This is a genomic window from Gemmobacter sp. 24YEA27, from assembly GCF_030052995.1.
Classification (GTDB): domain Bacteria; phylum Pseudomonadota; class Alphaproteobacteria; order Rhodobacterales; family Rhodobacteraceae; genus Pseudogemmobacter.
Genome location: NZ_JASJPW010000001.1, coordinates 202,368 through 219,298, shown reverse-complemented (window position 1 = coordinate 219,298; position 16,931 = coordinate 202,368). Strand labels below are relative to the sequence as shown.

The 16,931-nt window shown below is 63.3% G+C and carries 21 protein-coding genes; 13 read left to right on the top strand and 8 right to left on the bottom strand.

Going from position 1 to position 16,931, the window contains the following annotated elements; translation table 11 throughout:
• The first annotated feature begins 24 nt into the window (after positions 1-24).
• Together modB and modC are read left to right on the top strand one after the other, a co-directional pair.
• Positions 25-723: a molybdate ABC transporter permease subunit gene (modB, locus tag QNO18_RS01165; RefSeq protein WP_283176190.1), complete on the top strand. Its 699-nt coding sequence runs from the start codon at positions 25-27 to the stop codon at positions 721-723.
• Positions 720-1,814 (top strand): molybdenum ABC transporter ATP-binding protein, encoded by a 1,095-nt coding sequence (gene modC / locus QNO18_RS01160; protein WP_283176189.1) that lies wholly within the window; start codon positions 720-722, stop codon positions 1,812-1,814. The genes modB and modC overlap by 4 nt, the downstream gene beginning before the upstream one ends.
• Before the next feature lie 214 nt (positions 1,815-2,028).
• Here the strand turns inward: modC and QNO18_RS01155 are convergent, their stop codons facing one another.
• On the bottom strand, positions 2,029-3,117 hold the full coding sequence (locus QNO18_RS01155; RefSeq protein ID WP_283176188.1) for a hypothetical protein: 1,089 nt from the start codon (positions 3,115-3,117) through the stop codon (positions 2,029-2,031).
• A 77-nt stretch (positions 3,118-3,194) separates the two neighbouring features.
• Positions 3,195-4,214, bottom strand: coding sequence for a polyprenyl synthetase family protein (locus QNO18_RS01150; protein WP_283176187.1), 1,020 nt, complete (start codon positions 4,212-4,214; stop codon positions 3,195-3,197).
• An 81-nt stretch (positions 4,215-4,295) separates the two neighbouring features.
• Between QNO18_RS01150 and QNO18_RS01145 the strand changes: the two genes are divergently transcribed.
• The 3 genes from QNO18_RS01145 (at position 4,296) to QNO18_RS01135 (ending at position 5,557) form a co-directional block, all read left to right on the top strand.
• On the top strand, positions 4,296-4,511 hold the full coding sequence (locus tag QNO18_RS01145; RefSeq protein ID WP_092899498.1) for a DUF2007 domain-containing protein: 216 nt from the start codon (positions 4,296-4,298) through the stop codon (positions 4,509-4,511).
• Positions 4,508-5,278: a methyltransferase gene (locus QNO18_RS01140; protein ID WP_283176186.1), complete on the top strand. Its 771-nt coding sequence runs from the start codon at positions 4,508-4,510 to the stop codon at positions 5,276-5,278. Before QNO18_RS01145 ends, QNO18_RS01140 begins: the two co-directional genes overlap by 4 nt.
• Positions 5,279-5,386: 108 nt before the next feature.
• Complete coding sequence (locus QNO18_RS01135) at positions 5,387-5,557, top strand: DUF465 domain-containing protein (protein ID WP_092899494.1); 171 nt, start codon at positions 5,387-5,389, stop codon at positions 5,555-5,557.
• Positions 5,558-5,603: 46 nt separating this feature from the next.
• On the opposite strand, the gene QNO18_RS01130 is transcribed toward QNO18_RS01135, so the two are convergent.
• From QNO18_RS01130 to QNO18_RS01115, 4 genes are all read right to left on the bottom strand, one after another.
• Positions 5,604-6,455 carry an EamA family transporter gene (locus QNO18_RS01130; protein ID WP_283176185.1) on the bottom strand — a complete coding sequence of 284 codons (852 nt, stop codon included), beginning with the start codon at positions 6,453-6,455 and terminating at the stop codon, positions 5,604-5,606.
• A 141-nt stretch (positions 6,456-6,596) separates the two neighbouring features.
• Complete coding sequence (locus QNO18_RS01125; RefSeq protein WP_283176184.1) at positions 6,597-7,322, bottom strand: beta-ketoacyl-ACP reductase; 726 nt, start codon at positions 7,320-7,322, stop codon at positions 6,597-6,599.
• 196 nt (positions 7,323-7,518) lie between these two features.
• The gene (locus QNO18_RS01120) at positions 7,519-8,694 is read right to left on the bottom strand and encodes an acetyl-CoA C-acetyltransferase (protein ID WP_283176183.1); all 1,176 of its coding nucleotides are present in this window, start codon (positions 8,692-8,694) and stop codon (positions 7,519-7,521) included.
• 133 nt (positions 8,695-8,827) lie between these two features.
• Positions 8,828-9,685, bottom strand: a complete 858-nt coding sequence (locus tag QNO18_RS01115) for an EAL domain-containing protein (RefSeq protein ID WP_283176182.1) — start codon at positions 9,683-9,685, stop codon at positions 8,828-8,830.
• Positions 9,686-9,789: 104 nt separating this feature from the next.
• Between QNO18_RS01115 and QNO18_RS01110 the strand changes: the two genes are divergently transcribed.
• The 4 genes from QNO18_RS01110 to QNO18_RS01095 all read left to right on the top strand — a co-directional run bounded on the left by QNO18_RS01110 (position 9,790) and on the right by QNO18_RS01095 (position 12,227).
• Positions 9,790-10,371: a DNA-3-methyladenine glycosylase I gene (locus QNO18_RS01110; RefSeq protein ID WP_092899484.1), complete on the top strand. Its 582-nt coding sequence runs from the start codon at positions 9,790-9,792 to the stop codon at positions 10,369-10,371.
• Positions 10,372-10,466: 95 nt separating this feature from the next.
• Positions 10,467-11,384: a co-chaperone YbbN gene (locus tag QNO18_RS01105; protein ID WP_283176181.1), complete on the top strand. Its 918-nt coding sequence runs from the start codon at positions 10,467-10,469 to the stop codon at positions 11,382-11,384.
• Between the two features lies 1 nt (position 11,385).
• Positions 11,386-12,027: an LON peptidase substrate-binding domain-containing protein gene (locus tag QNO18_RS01100; RefSeq protein ID WP_283176180.1), complete on the top strand. Its 642-nt coding sequence runs from the start codon at positions 11,386-11,388 to the stop codon at positions 12,025-12,027.
• Positions 12,024-12,227 carry a Trm112 family protein gene (locus QNO18_RS01095; protein ID WP_283176179.1) on the top strand — a complete coding sequence of 68 codons (204 nt, stop codon included), beginning with the start codon at positions 12,024-12,026 and terminating at the stop codon, positions 12,225-12,227. The genes QNO18_RS01100 and QNO18_RS01095 overlap by 4 nt, the downstream gene beginning before the upstream one ends.
• Before the next feature lie 74 nt (positions 12,228-12,301).
• Here the strand turns inward: QNO18_RS01095 and QNO18_RS01090 are convergent, their stop codons facing one another.
• A complete protein-coding gene (locus tag QNO18_RS01090) occupies positions 12,302-13,534 on the bottom strand; it encodes a transcription antitermination factor NusB (RefSeq protein WP_283176178.1) in 1,233 nt (410 codons plus the stop codon).
• Between the two features lie 67 nt (positions 13,535-13,601).
• Between QNO18_RS01090 and QNO18_RS01085 the strand changes: the two genes are divergently transcribed.
• Positions 13,602-13,790, top strand: a complete 189-nt coding sequence (locus tag QNO18_RS01085) for a DUF1674 domain-containing protein (protein WP_283176177.1) — start codon at positions 13,602-13,604, stop codon at positions 13,788-13,790.
• 126 nt (positions 13,791-13,916) lie between these two features.
• Here the strand turns inward: QNO18_RS01085 and dapB are convergent, their stop codons facing one another.
• Positions 13,917-14,726 carry a 4-hydroxy-tetrahydrodipicolinate reductase gene (gene dapB, locus QNO18_RS01080; RefSeq protein ID WP_283176176.1) on the bottom strand — a complete coding sequence of 270 codons (810 nt, stop codon included), beginning with the start codon at positions 14,724-14,726 and terminating at the stop codon, positions 13,917-13,919.
• Between the two features lie 99 nt (positions 14,727-14,825).
• Between dapB and rbfA the strand changes: the two genes are divergently transcribed.
• Genes rbfA through truB form a run of 3 tightly spaced genes read left to right on the top strand, consistent with a single transcriptional unit; the run spans position 14,826 to position 16,906 of the window.
• A complete protein-coding gene (gene rbfA, locus QNO18_RS01075; protein ID WP_283176175.1) occupies positions 14,826-15,257 on the top strand; it encodes a 30S ribosome-binding factor RbfA in 432 nt (143 codons plus the stop codon).
• Positions 15,254-16,000: a phosphodiester glycosidase family protein gene (locus tag QNO18_RS01070; protein ID WP_283176174.1), complete on the top strand. Its 747-nt coding sequence runs from the start codon at positions 15,254-15,256 to the stop codon at positions 15,998-16,000. Before rbfA ends, QNO18_RS01070 begins: the two co-directional genes overlap by 4 nt.
• Before the next feature lie 3 nt (positions 16,001-16,003).
• On the top strand, positions 16,004-16,906 hold the full coding sequence (gene truB / locus QNO18_RS01065; protein WP_283176173.1) for a tRNA pseudouridine(55) synthase TruB: 903 nt from the start codon (positions 16,004-16,006) through the stop codon (positions 16,904-16,906).
• Positions 16,907-16,931 lie beyond the last annotated feature (25 nt).

Here is a 16,931-nt window from a genome sequence, read left to right as displayed (position 1 = left end):
GACTGATGAAAGGGCCTGAGAGGCGTGACGGACTGGCTGTCTCCTGACGAATGGAACGCGGTGATGCTGTCGCTGCGGGTGTCGTTCTGGGCGGTGTTGGTCAGTCTGCCTTTTGGCCTTTTCATCGCCCATGCCCTTGCCCGGTGGGAGTTTCCCGGCAAGCAGGTGCTGAACGGCATCGTGCATCTGCCGCTGATCCTGCCGCCGGTCGTCACCGGTTATCTGCTGCTGATGACGTTCGGGCGCAAAGGCACGGTGGGGTACTATCTCGACCAGTGGTTCGGGATCGTCTTTGCCTTTCGCTGGACCGGGGCCGCGATGGCTGCAGCTGTCATGGCCTTTCCGCTGATGGTGCGCGCGATGCGGCTCGCCATCGAGGCGGTGGATCCGAAACTGGAACAGGCCAGCGCCACGCTCGGGGCATCAAAACCCTGGGTCTGGCTGACGGTGACGCTGCCGATGATCCTGCCGGGGGTGATCGCAGGCTGCATCCTTGCCTTCGCGAAGGCGATGGGGGAATTCGGCGCCACGATCACTTTCGTGTCGAACATCCCCGGCCAGACCCGCACCCTGCCATCGGCGATCTACAGTTTCATGCAGGTGCCGGGCGGCGAGGCCCAGGCCGCCCGCCTCGTCTGGGTCGCCATTGTGATCGCCATGGCAGCGCTTTTGCTGTCGGAATGGGTCTCGCGGGTTGTTGCGCGCAGGATTTCAGGGCAATGACGCTGTCGGTTTCCCTGCAGCACCGCTTTCCCGGCATCACGCTGGATGTGCGGTTCGACGCGCCCCTGGGGGTGACGGCGCTGTTTGGCCGCTCGGGGTCGGGCAAGACCACGGTGGTCAATGCGGTGGCCGGGCTTTTGCGCCCCGATCAGGGCCGGATCACGCTGGGTGACCGGGTCTTGCTTGATACCGCGCGCGGGCATTTCCTGCCGCCGCATAAGCGCCGCATCGGCTATGTCTTTCAGGACGCACGTCTTTTCCCGCATCTGACGGTGCGTCAGAACCTGCTTTATGGCCGCTGGTTCGCGCCGAAGGGCCGTGCGGGCGCTGCCTTTGACCAGGTGGTCGACCTGCTGGGGATCGCCCCCTTGCTGGACCGCCGTCCCGGTCGCCTCTCTGGCGGCGAGAAAAGCCGGGTGGCGCTTGGTCGGGCGCTTTTGTCCGACCCCGATCTTTTGTTGATGGACGAGCCGCTCGCCGCGCTGGACGAGGCGCGGAAATCCGAAATCCTGCCCTATCTGGAACGGCTGCGGGACACAGTGGCGCTGCCGATCCTTTATGTCAGCCATTCGCCGGCCGAAGTGGCGCGGCTGGCGACGACGGTGGTGATGCTTGAGGCAGGCCAGGTCAGCCGTGCCGGCCCTGCGGCCGAGGTGCTGGCCGACCCGGTTTCCGCGCGCGGCTTTGGCCCGCGCGAGGCGGGGGCAGTGCTGAACCTGCGCGCCGGCGCGACTGATTCCGATGGGCTGACGCGGCTTGAGACCGGTGGCGGCGCGCTCTGGCTGTCTTTGCCGGGCGTGGCCGAGGGGACGGCGCTGCGCCTGCGGATCCTTGCGCGCGATGTCATGCTGGCGCGACAGCAGCCGGAAGCGATTTCGGCGCTGAATATTCTTGACGGCACGGTGCGGGAAATCTCGGAGAAAGACGGCGAGGTGCTGGTGCGCCTGTCGGTGGGCGAGGCGGCGCTGCTGGCCCAGATCACCCTGCGTTCGGCCAGGCTGCTTGAGCTTGCACCGGGGATGCGGGTCTTCGCGGTGGTCAAATCGGTGGCGGTGGCCCCGGGGACGGCAGGGGCGGGAACCGTGGCGTAGGCGCGGATCACGCCACGCAACAGTTACTGCTGCATTTTCACCCTGCCGGGTGATGGGTCGCCCCGACAGACGGGAGTATCCATGGCCTATTGATGTAAGACCTTTCATTCGTTTTTGCCGGGGAGGCGCCGTCAGAACGCGACCTCCCCCGGATTTCGGCCCTGATACCGAACCGGCATCAGCCCTGCGTTCAGACGTGGATCAGGGACGATGTTCAGCCCCGCCCGCTCAGTCGTCGCATCAGGGCCAGCTGGCTTTCGGATCCCGTCTTGTGAAGCAGGCTCTTCACCTGGCTGCGGATTGTTTCGACCGAGCGGCTATGGGCGTCGGCGATTGCCCGGATCGAGAGCCCCTGCGTGATCCCCGTCAGCACCCGTGTTTCGGCCGCACTCAGCGCATAACGCTGCTGGAAATGCGCAATGCGCAGCGGTTCGGACCTCACCTGCCCCTCTTCGATGATCAATCCGGCGGCCGGACCACACAGAAATTCGGATATCGGCTCGCGGGCGGCACGGAACAGGGTCAGCCGGCAGCCATTCTGATGCCAGACATGCTCTGTGGGCCCTTCATAGCCCCGTGCCAGGATCTGCACCAGAAGCTGACGCGCCGCCTCATTTGCAAGGTGAATGCGGCCAGTCGGGGTCAGGGTAAAGAGATCCGCGCGCCGCGCCGCCTCTTCAGCCGCCGGCGAAATCGATGTCGGTTTCAGATCATCACCGATCACGCAAAGCCCGGTGCCGAGCACGCCAAGCGCCTCGGCGGCGAAATTGCCCGGCATGGCCTCTCTGCTGAGATTGGCGAAATGGCGCATTACCCGCTGAAGATGCGGCCTCAGGGCCTCAAGCCGATGGCCCATCATCGTGGCGATTTCAGGATCGCTGTCGCCGAAAATCGTGGTCAGCAGCATATGTTCGCCGCCCCGGCGCCCGAGAGTCACGCCGGCCGAGCCGATAAATCCGGCGGGGCGCAGGAAATCGCTGTAAAACTCGGTCCGCTTCAGCGCGTCGCGCGAGGTGACCTCGTGATCGACGATCACATCATTGGAGAGACGCAGGATATGATCGGGCAGCCAGGGGTTGAGCTGGCAGTAATATGCGGCGTAATCCGAGATCTGCTTTGCACCGATGCCTGAGGTCAGTTCCAGCCGTCCGACACCGCCACTCATATGGTCCTTTTGCAGCAGGAACAGAGCGCCGCCATTAATGCGGTCGGATGCCAGCAGACTCAGAAACCGCGACCAGCCCGCTTCCCCAAGCAGAATTGAATAAAGCGCCTCGGTCAGGTCGGCATGAAGATCAGGCAAGCAACACCCCTTCCTTCCCGCAAGGAAAGCACAGGCTTTTGCGGAAAGAAAGTCAGCAGTGCGGGCGCTGACCGCGGTTACGCGATGCGCGAAACCACGAAATCCGCAAGATCGCCCAGGATCGCCTTGAGCGGATGATCGGGGAGCGGTGCCAGCGCGGCGCGCGCGGTCGCGGCCCAGGCGAGGGCATCGACGCGGGCGGCAGCCAGCGCGCCATGGCGCTCCATCAGCGAAAGCGCGATCTCCAGATCGCCGTCACGCTGATCGCCTTTGGCGATGACGCGGATCCAGAAAGCCTGTTCTTCCGCATCGGCTTTGGCGACCGCCTTGATCAGCGGCAGGGTCAGTTTGCGTTCGCGGAAATCATCGCCGGTGTTCTTGCCGATCACAGCCGAGGTGCCACCGTAATCCAGAAGGTCATCGGCAATCTGGAAGGCGATGCCAAGCGCGTCGCCATAAGTATAGAGCGCCCGGACCTGATCAGGCGTCGCTCCGGCAATCTCGGCTCCGGATTCCGTGGCTGCTGAAAACAGTGCTGCCGTCTTGCCGCGCACCACCCGGATATAGGTGTCCTCTGTGGTGGCCAGATCCCGGGCGGCGGTGAGTTGCAGCACCTCGCCTTCGGCAATCGTCGCCGAGGCATTGGCGAGAATATCAAGCACGCGCAGGCTGCCCGGTTCGACCATCAGCTGGAAGGCGCGGGCGAACAGATAATCGCCGACCAGAACCGAGGACTTGTTGTCCCATAAAAGATTGGCGGTCGGCCGGCCGCGGCGCTGCGCGCTCTCATCGACGACATCATCATGCAAAAGCGTGGCGGTATGGATGAACTCAACCGTGGCGGCGAGCTTCTGGTGGTCTTCACCGCCCGGGTTTCTGGCCGGATAGCCGCAGATATGCGCCGCGGCGAGCACCAGCATCGGTCGGATCCGTTTGCCGCCGGCTTCGATCAGATGGGCGGTGACTTCGGGGATGCGGGGCGCATGTTCACTGGCCATCCGCGCGCGGATGATCGCATTGACGGCGGCCATATCCGGGGCCAGAGCCTCCGCCAGCCGGTCCTGCGGACCGCGATGCGCGTTGTCACTGCCGTCCATCTTCATCCCCAAACACTCAGGTCAACCCCTGGTGGGCAGGCGCCTCTTGCCCTGACGGCGCGGTGCGGCTACCCAAAACCTATGAAAGAGCTTTTGCGCACGACCGACCCGACGGTGATCGCCTTTGCGACGGCCCTTCTTGAGGGCGAGGGAATAACAGCCTTCGACCTGGACGTCCACATGAGTGTACTTGATGGTTCACTCGGAATTTTGCCGCGCCGCCTGATGGTTGCAGACCGCGACCTCTTCATGGCGCGGGCGATCGTGACGGATAACGGCCTGGAGGTTTCGCCATGAGCACGGAGCAGTTTGCCGACGGGGATTTGTCGGATGACAAGTTTCTGTGCGGCAGGCTCAGGCTCTGGCAGCCGCTCAGGGGGTATCGGGCGGCGACGGATGCCGTGCTGCTTGCGGCGGCCTGTGGCGCGAAGCCGGGCCAGCAGGTGCTGGATCTGGGTTGCGGGGCGGGGGCGGTGTCGCTGTGCCTCGCCGCGAGGGTGCCGGAGCTGCGGCTCGCGGGGCTGGAGGTACAGCCGCTTTACGCCGCCCTTGCCCGCCGGAATGCACAGCGCAATGGCATCGCGATGGAGGTGCATGAGGGCGATCTGAGCCGGATGCCCCTGGCCCTGCGTCATGATTTCGACCATGTGGTCGCCAACCCGCCCTGGTATCCGGCCGGGGGCAGCGCCTCGCCGGTGGATATCAGGGCGAAAGCGATGCAGGTGGTCCTGCCGGTGTCGGACTGGGTGGCGGCGGCGACGCGGCGGCTGGCGCCCGGTGGCTGGCTGACGCTGATCGCAGGCGCGGATTCGGTGCCCGAGCTCCTTGCGGCGCTGGCGCCAAAGCTCGGCTCGGCCTCGATCCTGCCGCTGGCGGCGCGTGAGGGGCGCGAAGCGCTCCGGGTGATTTTGCGGGCAAAGAAAGGGGGCCGCGCTGCCTTTCGCCTGTTGCCGCCGCTGGTGATCCATGAGGGCCTGGCGCATGATGGCGACCGTGAAAGCTATACTGCGGAAGCAAATGCAATTTTGCGTGACGGTGCAGCTCTGCCGGCGCGTTTCGGCTGATTAAAAGAGAATTACCGGCAATATTTGTCGCTCTCATATGAAAGAGAGATGACACGACGCGCGTTCCGTGCTGCAATCCTCCTTACGCGAACCATACAGGAGGACGAAATGACCATTTCTTCGCATCTGGCAGAACTTCGCAAGAAGCACGAGGTGCTCTCTGATAAGGTCGAGAAAGGGCAACGCAGCCCGGCGACGGATGCCACCCAGATCGCAGAATGGAAGCGCCAGAAGCTTCGGCTGAAAGAGGAAATTGGCCGCCTCAGCGCCTCCCACTGAGTGAATTCTCCTGAGCCCCGGCCGGAAAAGCCCGTGTCTGTGTGGATCAGGACGCCTTGCGGGAGGCGATCAGCGCACCACTGGTGATCAGGATCGCTGCCGCAAGGATGGCCCAGCTGGCTTCGGCTTTGCCCGCGATGATCAGGGCAAGCGTTGACAGCAAAGGGGCAGCATAAGAGGCGACACCCAGAAGCTGGATGTCGCCTCTTTTCATGCCGATATCCCAGGTGAAGAACGCCGCGCCGACTGGCCCAATCCCCAGCAGCAGCACCGAGAGCCAGCCGGCAGTGCCGGTGGGCCAGAGGGTCTCCTCCAGCGCAAGGTGAGCGATCAGCGACAAGGCGGCGGAGGCGAGACAGAAGATGGTGACGCTTTCCGTTGGCACAGTGCCGAGACGGCGCGAGATGACCGAATAGACCGACCAGGTGAGCGCACAGCCAAAAGCCAGGATCATGCCGGTGGTGCTGAAACCGCTTTCTGTGCCACCGCCAAGGATGATCAGCGCAGCGCCGGCAAAGGCGACAGCTGCCCCGAGCAGCTGCGGCAGGCGCAGTTTTTCGCCCGGCAAAAGGCCGGAAAAAAGGACGATGAACAGCGGCCAGAGATAGGCTATCAGCCCGGTTTCTGCGGTGGGTGACACGCGGAAGGCTGTAAAGTAAAGGAAGTGATATCCGAAAAGACCAATTGTTCCAAACGCATAGACTTTCCAGGAGATGGTCTTTAACAGATGGAACCCGTTTCGCGCCGTCCAGACCAGCCCGATGCTGCCGCCAATGGCAAAACAAATCGCGTTGAGCAGGAAGGGCGGCACGGGCTCTGATCCGATGGTCAAAAGAGCCAGCAAAGCCCACATCAGGACTGCGCTAAATCCGATGGCCGTAGCCTTATTGTGCGACATTTCAGCTCTCCTGCCCCCGTTTCCTTAAGTAAGGAAACGGCCCGGAGTTTTCTTTGAAAACTCCGGCGCCCTTGTAATCTGGCACCGCAGAAAGAGAAAGGCCCGCCGGGGCGGGCCTTTCCTGTGGCGCGACGGGATTCGTCAGACGACGAACTGACCGCCATTCGCAGAGATGGTCGAGCCGGTGATGAACCCTGCATCATCCGAGGCGAGGAAGGCCACGCAGCGCGCGATCTCTTCCGGCTCGCCGAGGCGGCCGACCGGGATTTGCGGGATGATGCGTTCGGCGAGGACTTTCTCGTCGATAGCGCGCACCATTTCGGTGCCGATATAGCCGGGGCAGATCGCATTTACCGTGATGCCTGCCCGCGCACCCTCCTGGGCCAGAGATTTGGTAAAGCCGAGATCTCCCGATTTCGCCGCCGAATAATTCGCCTGGCCGGCCTGGCCTTTTTGCCCGTTGATGGAAGAGATATTGATCACGCGGCCGAATTTGCGATCCCGCATACCTGACCAGAGCGGATGGGTCATATTGAACAACCCGGTCAGATTGGTGTCGATGACCTCTTTCCACTGGCCGGGAGTCATTTTGTGGAACATGGCATCGCGGGTAATGCCGGCATTGTTCACCAGCACATCGACCGGACCCAGATCGGCCTCGACCTTTTTGATGCCTTCAACGCAGGCATCATAATCGGCAACTGACCATTTATAGGCCGGAATGCCGGTTTCCGCAGTAAAGGCCTTGGCCGCATCGTCATTGCCGGCATAATTGGCGGCAACCTTATAGCCGGCCGCTTTCAGCGCGATTGAAATGGCTGCGCCGATGCCGCGAGAACCGCCGGTGACGAGTGCAACTCTGGACATGATTCCTCCTCAGAAAAGCTGTTCCCCGGAAGTTAGCGGTAGTTCATCCAGTGCGCAATATTGTTTCAAAAATTATTTTACTTGCGCAGCAAAGTTTCATTGGGGTCGTATGTTTGTAACGCTGCCGGGCTATGGAAAAGGGCACCGGATCGCGCCGGTGCCCCTGAATTTAGGTTTATATTACAAATATTTGATGTCAGTCGCGCTCAAGGCACATCGCGACACCCATGCCGCCGCCGATGCAAAGCGTAGCGAGGCCTTTCTTCGCGCCCGAACGGTTCATCTCGAAAATCAGCGTATTGAGGATCCGCGCACCCGAAGCGCCGATCGGGTGACCGATCGCAATCGCGCCGCCATTGACGTTCACCTTTGCCGGATCCCAGCCCATGTCCTTGTTCACCGCGCAGGCCTGAGCGGCAAAGGCTTCATTCGCCTCAACGAGGTCAAGGTCAGCGGCCTTCCAGCCCGCCTTGTCCAGCGCTTTGCGCGAGGCATAGATCGGGCCGACACCCATGATCGACGGATCAAGACCAGCCGTCGCGTGAGAGGCAATCCGCGCGAGCACTTTCAGCCCGCGTTTCGCGGCTTCCTCTTCGGTCATCAGCAAGACGGCGGCCGCGCCGTCATTGAGGCCCGAGGCATTGGCGGCGGTCACGGTCCCGTCTTTGGTGAAGGCGGGTTTCAGCTTTTGCATCGCCTCGATCGTGGCGCCGTGGCGGATATATTCGTCGCTGTCGACCAGGATATCGCCCTTACGGGTCTTCACCGTGAAGGGCGCGATCTCATCTTTGAACTTGCCGGCTTTCTGCGCCGCTTCGGCTTTGTTCTGGCTGGCGACGGCGAATTCATCCTGCTGTTCGCGCGAGATCTGCCATTGAGCGGCTACATTCTCGGCGGTCTGGCCCATGTGATAATTGTTGAACGCATCCCAGAGGCCGTCTTTGATCATCGAGTCGATCATCTTCATGTCGCCCATTTTGGTGCCGGCGCGCAGATGCGCGACATGGGGCGAGAGACTCATGCTTTCCTGACCACCGGCGATGACGATTCCGGCCGCGCCGGTCTGGATCTGCTGGGCGCCAAGCGCGACCGTGCGCAGGCCCGAACCGCAGACCTGGTTGATCGACCAGGCCGGGCTTTCCTTGCGAAGGCCGGCGAGGATATGCGCCTGACGGGCCGGGTTCTGGCCCTGACCTGCGGTGAGCACCTGGCCCAGAATGGTCTCATCGATGTCGGACTTGTCGATCCCGGCCCGGGCGATAACGGCCTCGATCACACTCGCTCCCAGTTCATGCGCCGGTGTATTGGCGAAAGCCCCATTGAACGAGCCCACGGCGGTCCGTGCGGCCGAAACGATTACGATATTGGTCATCTGAAGCCTCTCCTCAGGCAGTAACGTCGGGCAGAGATCCGCGAGGGGATCGGGCGGCCCGCAGGGTCTTCTTTGGCGAAGAGGGACACAATCAGAAGAAATACGCAAGAATATTGCGCGACAGTTTTTGACCTCAGCCTGCGGTTGCCGCCGCATGCCTGGCGCGGAGATACAGGCTGAAATCGGGATCGAGTTCCGGCCGACCGAACAGATAGCCTTGCAGACACCCGACGCCCTGCTCCCGCAGCCAGTTCGCTTCTTCGTTGCTTTCGACCGCTTCGGCCACGAGGAACATGCCAAATTCCTGCGCCATGGCGATGGCTGCGCGCAGGATCGGCTGGTTTTCCGGATCCCTGTGACAATCGCGGATAAAGCGTCCATCGAGCTTGGCGATGTCGAAGCCGAATTCATGAAGCAGGCTCAGCGAGGTGACGCTGTCGCCGAAATCATCCAGGGTGAATGTGATGCCATATCCCCGCAACTCGTCCATGAAGGGGATCAGCACATCGGGCATCTGCATCGCCGAGGCCTCGCTGATTTCTAAGATCAGCCCTTTGCCGATGCCGGGGTTTTCGCCCAGCACGCGGCGCAAAAGCTGCGTCCAGGGTTTATAGCCCACCGATCTCGCCGACATATTGACCGCGATTCGTACCCCGGGATTGCGCCGCAGCGTCGTCAGCCCCAGCCGTAACGCCGCCACGTCGATTTCGCGCCCAAGCTCGCGGGTTTCGGCAACCGACATGAAGTCGCGCGCCGGAATCGTCATCTGCTTTTCATCCAGCAGCCGGATATAGCCTTCATAAAAGCCGATAATATCAGGGGCGGCGGCATAAACGGCGGGCTGGAAGGCCAGGCGCATCCGCTTGTGCTGCAACGCCTCGCGCACCATGTGCAGCACCGCGCGTTCTGCCGAGGAAACCGCGATGGCAAAAGGAGAGGCTTCCTGGCCTTCGAGATCGACTTTCTTGCGCCGCGCCTGTTCGAAGCTCATCCCCGCTGTCCTTATTGTTCGGGTGACACTCTGCGCGAAGATAGGTAAACCGAGGCTGAACGTTCTGCGTTTGTTTCAAATTTTGCCTATTCCGGGAGGCCAATATGACTGCCGATTCCACGCAACGCTGTCCCTGGTGCGGCACAGACCCGCTTTATGTCGCCTATCACGATGAGGAATGGGGTCGGCCTGAGCGCGACCCGCGCGCGCTGTGGGAAATGCTGATCCTCGAAGGCTTCCAGGCTGGCCTCTCCTGGTACACGATATTGAAAAAAAGGGAGAATTTCCGCGCAGCCTTTCAGGGCTTTCAGCCGGAAACCATCGCCTCCTGGGGGGCGGCCGAGGTGGAACGCCTGCTTCTTGACCCGGGCATCGTGCGCCATCGCGGCAAGATCGAGAGCACAATCCGCTCGGCCCGCGCCTTTCTCGAGATCGAGGCGGCCGAGGGGTTCTCGCCCTGGATCTGGTCTTTCACCGGCGGCGGGGTGTTGCAGAACCGGCTCGGGTCGATGGCAGAGGCCGTAGCGTCCACTCCTGAGAGCACCGCCATGTCCAAAGCCCTGAAAAAACGGGGTTTCAATTTCTGCGGCCCGGCGATCACCTATGCCTTCATGCAGGCGGCGGGGATGGTGAATGACCATCTGACCAGTTGCCCGCAACATGGGGAATGTGCCGCGCTCGCCTGATCGGGGAAGCGATCAGGCAGGAAGGGGCGCGCGCCCCCTTGGCGACTGCGACATCAGCGCGCATATAGGGGCAAAGCCGCGAAAGTGAGGACAGCATGCTCGGTCTTGATGAGACACAAAAGCCCGCCGCCAGCCAGCCTGGCGATCTGATCAAAGACGGATCTGATGCGACATTCATGGCCGATGTGATCGATGCCTCGCGCGAGGTGCCGGTGATCGTTGATTTCTGGGCGACCTGGTGCGGGCCGTGCAAGCAGCTCGGGCCGGCGCTGGAGGCTGCGGTCACGGCGGCGAAAGGCAAAGTGCGGCTGGTCAAGATCGATGTGGATCAGAACCAGATGGTCGCCGGTCAGCTGCGCGTGCAGTCGATTCCGACGGTCTATGCCTTCTGGCAGGGCCAGCCGGTTGACGGCTTCCAAGGCGCGCTTCCCGGCTCGGAAATCAAGAAATTCGTCGAGAAACTGGTGGCGCTTGGCGGTGATGACGGGGGCCTGGGCGATGCGCTTGCCGCCGCCGAAGAGATGCTGACAAACGGCGATTATGCCGATGCGGTCGAGACATTCGCAGCCATCCTTGGCGAAGAACCCGAGAATGCGGCGGCCTTTGGCGGCCTCGCCCGCAGCCATATCGGCGCCGGCGATTTTGACGCCGCAGAGGCGCTTTTGCAGACCGTTCCGGCCGCAATTGCCGGCACGCAGGAAGTCGAGGCCGCCCGCGCGCAGCTGGAACTGGCGCGGCAGGCTGCCAATGCCGGCCCCGAGGCCGAGTTGCAGGCCGCCGTTGACGCGGATCCGGCCAATCACCAGGCGCGGTTTGATCTTGCCGTGGCGCTCAATGCCAGCGGAAAGATCGATGAGGCGGTGGACCAGTTGCTGGAACTGTTCCGGCGCGACCGCGAATGGAATGACGGCGCCGCGCGCGCGCAGCTTTTCACCATTTTTGACGCGCTGAAGCCGCAGGACCCGATTGTGCTGAAAGGGCGGCGGCGGCTCTCTTCGATGATTTTCGTCTGAGATGTTTCCGCTGCGGCCTTCGCTGGCGGATCTGCCGGGGACGATCCCGGTCTTCCCGTTGCCCGGTGCATTGCTCTTGCCCCGGGCGCGGCTGCCTTTGCACATTTTCGAGCCGCGCTATCTCGCGATGATCGACGATTGCCTGAAACATCCGCACCGGCTGATCGGTATGGTCTGTCCGCTGGGCGAGGATCGGCTCTCGACCATCGGCTGCGCCGGTCGTCTGGTGCAACTCGGTGAGACCGATGACCGCCGCTATATGGTCACGCTGGCGGGTCTCACGCGGTTCCGGATGGGCGGCGAGGTCGAGGGCTTTACCCCCTATCGCCGTTTCAACGTGGACTGGTCGCCGTTTGAGCGTGATCTGGGCGGACCCGAAGAGGATAGAGGCCTCGACCGGCCGGCGCTGTTCTCGCTGATCTCGCGTTATCTGGCGGGCCGCGATCTGACCGCTGACTGGAAGGGGCTGGAGGCAGCTCCGGATGAGATTCTCATCAACTCCCTCTCCATGCTGGTGCCGCTGTCGCCCGAAGACCGCCAGGCCCTGCTGGAAACCCCGGATCTTACGACACGGCGTGAGACATTGGTGACTTTGGTGGAATTCGCCCTCAGGGGCGGCAATGGCGATGAGGTGCTGCAATGAGCGAGACCGGGAACGAAGACCAGAAACCGGCCGCTTTCGACCGGCGCATGCTGGAGGCCCTGATCTGCCCGGTCACGCATGGGGCGCTGATCTGGGACAGTGAGAAGCAGGAACTGGTTTCGAAATTAGCGAAACTTGCCTTCCCGGTGCGGGGTGGCGTTCCGGTCATGCTGGTGTCGGAAGCCCGTGAGCTGGACTGACCGCCCGCCAGCGGCGGGCGCGGAATTTTTCTGAAAATTCCGGCCAAATTTCTTACTTAAGAAATTTGCGGCCCTCAGGGGCGATGGAGGCGCATCATGAAAAACCCGTCCATACCGCCCTGCGACGCGAGGTAATCCGGGCGCAGCCGCAGCCCGCCGCTTTCTGTCCACCAGTCTGAACTGATGCCATCGAGCTCAAGGCGGGTGGTTTGCAGCCCGGCATGCCGGGCGAGGGCGGCATCAAGCTGGAGCTCGCCCTCTTCCGGCAGGAGCGAGCAGGTGGCGAATACCAGTCGGCCGCCAGGCTTAAGCCAGGACAGCGCCCGGTCGATCAGCTGCGATTGCAGTTCAGCCAGGCCCCTGATTTCGCTGCCGTCCTTGACGAAAGGCAGGTCGGGGTGGCGGCGGATGGTGCCGCTGGCCGAACAGGGAGCATCCAGCAGGATCGCGTCAAAGAGGGTATCCGGCTCCCAATGCAGGGCGTCGGCGGCGATAAGCTGCGCCTGCAGGCCGGTGCGGGCCAGGTTTTCCTCAACCCGCCGCAGCCGCGCCGGGGAAATATCAAGCGCCGTGACCTCGGCGCCGGTGGCCGCCAGTTGCATCGTCTTGCCGCCAGGCGCCGCGCAGAGATCGAGCACCCGCTCTCCGGCCTGCGCCTGCAAGAGCCGCGCCGGTATTGCGGCGGCCATATCCTGCACCCACCAGCCGCCTTCGGCATAGCCGCGAAGGGCGCTGATCCGGCCAGGATCGGAAAGGCGCAGACTGCCGGTCGGCATCATCTCGCCCTCGGGATGTGGGCCTTCAGGGCGCAGCGTCAGATCAAGCGGCGGTGGGGCAGCGAATACGGTTTCCATCTGCTGGACCGCATCGCGGCCCCATTTCTGAACCAGCGGCTGGCGCAACCAGCGCGGCAGTTTTTGCACCGGCTGCTCTGCGAGCGCGGCCGGGTCTAACCCGCGCAGCACGGCATTGACGAGGCCGGACATATGCCGGGTTTTGCGGTCCTGCTGCGCGATGGCGACGCAGGCATTCACCACGCCATAGGGGGCCGCGCCCAGGGCCATTTCCACCAGCCCGAGCCGGAGAATATTCATCAGGCCGAGCGGCGGCGATTTACGCAGCTTTGGCGCGAGGATGCGGTCGGCAGGGTCCAGCCGGCGCAGCACTTCTTCGGTCAGGCGGCCCGCACGGGCGCGGTCCTGCGGCGCGAGATCCGGTTCGGCGAGCTCGGCGAGCATTTTCCCCTCGCCCAGCACCGCATTCAGCGCGGCCACTGCCGCTGCCCGTGCCGCTATACCTTCAGCCATTCTGCGCCCCTTTGCACCTGCCGTCCGGCGCTGTATCACAGACAAGGACCGGAGAGGAACCGCTGCCATGACCGATTGCCAACCGGAAGAACATCGCGATCTGCCGCCCGAGGCGCTGCGGGCGCTTGCCGAAGCCGAGGCGCGGCGCAAGGCTTTGGGCGATCAGGCGGTGCCAAAAGAATATGGCGGACGCGACGGGCTGGAGCCCGTGCGCTATGGGGATTGGGAGAAGAAGGGGCTCGCGGTCGATTTCTGACCCGATTCACTTCTGACCCCGTTCACATCTGATCGGCAGAGCGCTGGCGGCTGGATGCGGGAGCGCCCTGCGACGGAGTTTCAGCTCAGGAGGAAGCTGGCACGCCGCATTTAAAGCGGGGCCGGATCAAAGACCCAGCACATCCGCCATGTCATAATGGCCAGGCTTTTTGCCCTGCCCCCAGAGGACGGCGCGCAATGCGCCCCGGGCGAAGATCGAGCGGTCCGTGGCAAGGTGGCGCAGCACGATGCGTTCGCCGTCGGCGGCAAAGATTACATCATGTTCCCCGACGACATCGCCGCCCCGGATCGCTGAAAAACCGATCGTGCCACGGCTGCGGGCGCCGGTGATGCCTTCGCGGGCAGGGGTGCGCAGCTCAGCCAGGCTTTTTCCTCTGCCTTCTGCGGCGGCCTCGCCCAGCATCAGCGCCGTGCCGGACGGCGCGTCGACCTTGTGGCGGTGATGCGCTTCGACCACCTCGATATCCCAGTCTTCATCCAGCGCCGCTGCAACCTTGCGCGCAAGCCCGGTCAGAAGATTGACGCCAAGGCTCATATTGCCGGCGCGGATGATCACCGCATGGCGCGCCGCCGCGCCGAGTTTCGCAATATCCGCATCGCTGAGCCCTGTGGTGCCGATGACATGCACCGCGCGGGCCTGGGCGGCGAGGCCGGCAAATTCCACCGTGGCTGCGGGCGAGGTGAAGTCGATCACGCCCTGGGCTTTGGCGAAGGCCTCGACCGGGTCATCGGTCACGATGATGCCATTCGGCTGGCCGCCCATGCATTCGCCAAGATCGCGGCCGATCCAGAGACTGCCCTCGCGCTCGACCCCGGCGACAAGGCGCGCCTTGCCGCTGGCCTGAATGGTCTTCACCAGCATCTGCCCCATGCGGCCCGACACACCCGTGACGACAATACCCGGCAGATCGCTCATGATTTCCTCCAGCGGTTTCAAGCCGTGGTTTAGCGCCGCGCGCGCGCGGTTGAAACCCTGCCCGTTGCGGGGCGGACGGAAAGGGCTTAAATGCGGGTCATGGCCACAAAACGCATATCCTCCGGTCAGGGGCCGTCCCAGCGTCAGCTGCGGGTCGGCGAACTGATCCGACGTACCCTTTCCGATGTTCTGAACCGGGGCGAGATCCACGACCCGGAGCTGAATGCTATGCCGATCACCGTCGGCGAGGTCTCGCTTTCGACCGATCTCAAGGTGGCGACGGTTTATGTCATGCCGCTTCTGGGCACGGCGCCGGTTGATGAGGCGGTGAAGCTGCTGGCAAAGCACCGGGGCGAGCTGCGCCACCGGGTCGCGGCCGGGCTGACGCTGAAATACGCGCCGGATCTGCGGTTCCGCCCGGACGAGACCTATGACCGGCTTGACGAGACGCGGCGGCTGTTCGCGGATCCGAAAGTGCAGCGCGATATCGAGAGCAAAGATCAGGAAGGGGCCGGGGAGGACGAGGCGTGATCCGCCTCCTCGCGGCCCTGGTGGTGCTGATATCGGGTGCGGCTGCCGCATCGGCCTCGGCCTGCCGCCAGGATATGTTCGAGGGCGTGCCTTTCAGTCTTTGCGAAGTGACGGCAGCGGATGATCTGCGGCTGTTTCTGGACGGCCCCAGGGGTAATCTCGGCTCGTTCCGCGCGGTGGACCAGGCTTTGGCGGCCGAGGGCAAGACGCTTGGATTCGCGATGAATGCAGGCATGTATCATCGCGACCGCTCGCCCGTCGGGCTTTATATCGAGGGCGGCGAAGAGAAACATGCCATCGTCACCGCCGAGGGGCCGGGGAATTTCGGCCTGCTGCCAAATGGGGTGTTTTGCTGGGCGGATGGCAGTTTCAACATCACCGACAGCCGTCAGTTCGAGCCCCTGCGGGGCAATTGCCGCTATGCGACGCAGTCGGGGCCGATGCTGGTGATCAATGGCAAGCTGCATCCGCGCTTTCTGGAAAACAGCGATTCGACCTATATCCGCAATGGCGTCGGCGTCGATGCCGCGGGGACGAAGGCAGTCTTCGTGATGAGCGACCGCGCCGTCAATTTCCACCAGTTCGCGCGGTTTTTCCGCGACCATCTCGGGCTGACGGATGCGCTTTATTTCGACGGCAATATTTCGCGGCTTTACGCGCCCGAACTGGGACGCCATGACGGCGGCTTCGCGATGGGGCCGATTGTCGGCACCGTGATCGATTCGGGTCAGGCACAGGACTAATCAATGGCGAAAACGCGCAAAGGCCGCCCGGTTTCCGGCTGGGTGATCGTCGACAAGCCTGCGGGCATTGGCTCGACCGATGTGGTCAACAAGGTGAAATGGGCCTTTCAGGCCCAAAAAGCCGGCCATGCCGGCACGCTGGATCCGGATGCGACGGGGCTGCTGGCGGTTGCTCTGGGCGAGGCCACCAAATGCGTGCCGGTGGTGGCGGATGCGCTGAAATGCTATCGGTTCCGGGTGGTATTCGGGGCCGCGACTGCAACCGATGATGCCAGCGGTGCGGTGATCGCGACTTCGCTTGCGCGGCCTGCGGATGGCGAAATCGAGGCGGCGCTGGCCGCGTTTCGCGGCGAGATCCTGCAGGTGCCGCCACAGGTTTCCGCAGTCAAGGTCGATGGCGAGCGTGCCTATGACCTTGCCCGCGAGGGGATCGAGATGGATCTCGCGGCGCGGCCGCTTTGGGTCGACAGCCTTATGCTGCTGGGGCGACCCGATGCCGATCACGCAGACCTGGAAATGGTCTGTGGCAAGGGCGGCTATGTGCGCGCCATTGCGCGCGATCTTGGCCGGGCGCTTGGCTGTCTGGGGCACGTGGCCTGGCTCAGGCGCGAATGGTCGGGCCCGTTCGAGGCGGCTGAAGGGGTCACGATGGCGCAGATCGAGGAGCTGGCGCGGCAAGACGGGATCGACGCTTTGCTGGCGCCGCTCGAACTCGCGCTGGCGGATCTGCCAGAGCTGAAGGCGACGGCGGAAGGGGCGGTGCGGCTGAAGAACGGCAATCCGGGGCAGGTGCTGGGCCATATCGACTATGGCGATGAGGCCTGGGCGAGCTTTGACGGCAAGGCGCTGGCGCTTGGCCGCTATATGGGCGGTGAACTGCACCCGTCGCGCGTGTTCAATCTTTGACGCGCGGGCTCTGATTTTCGCGGTA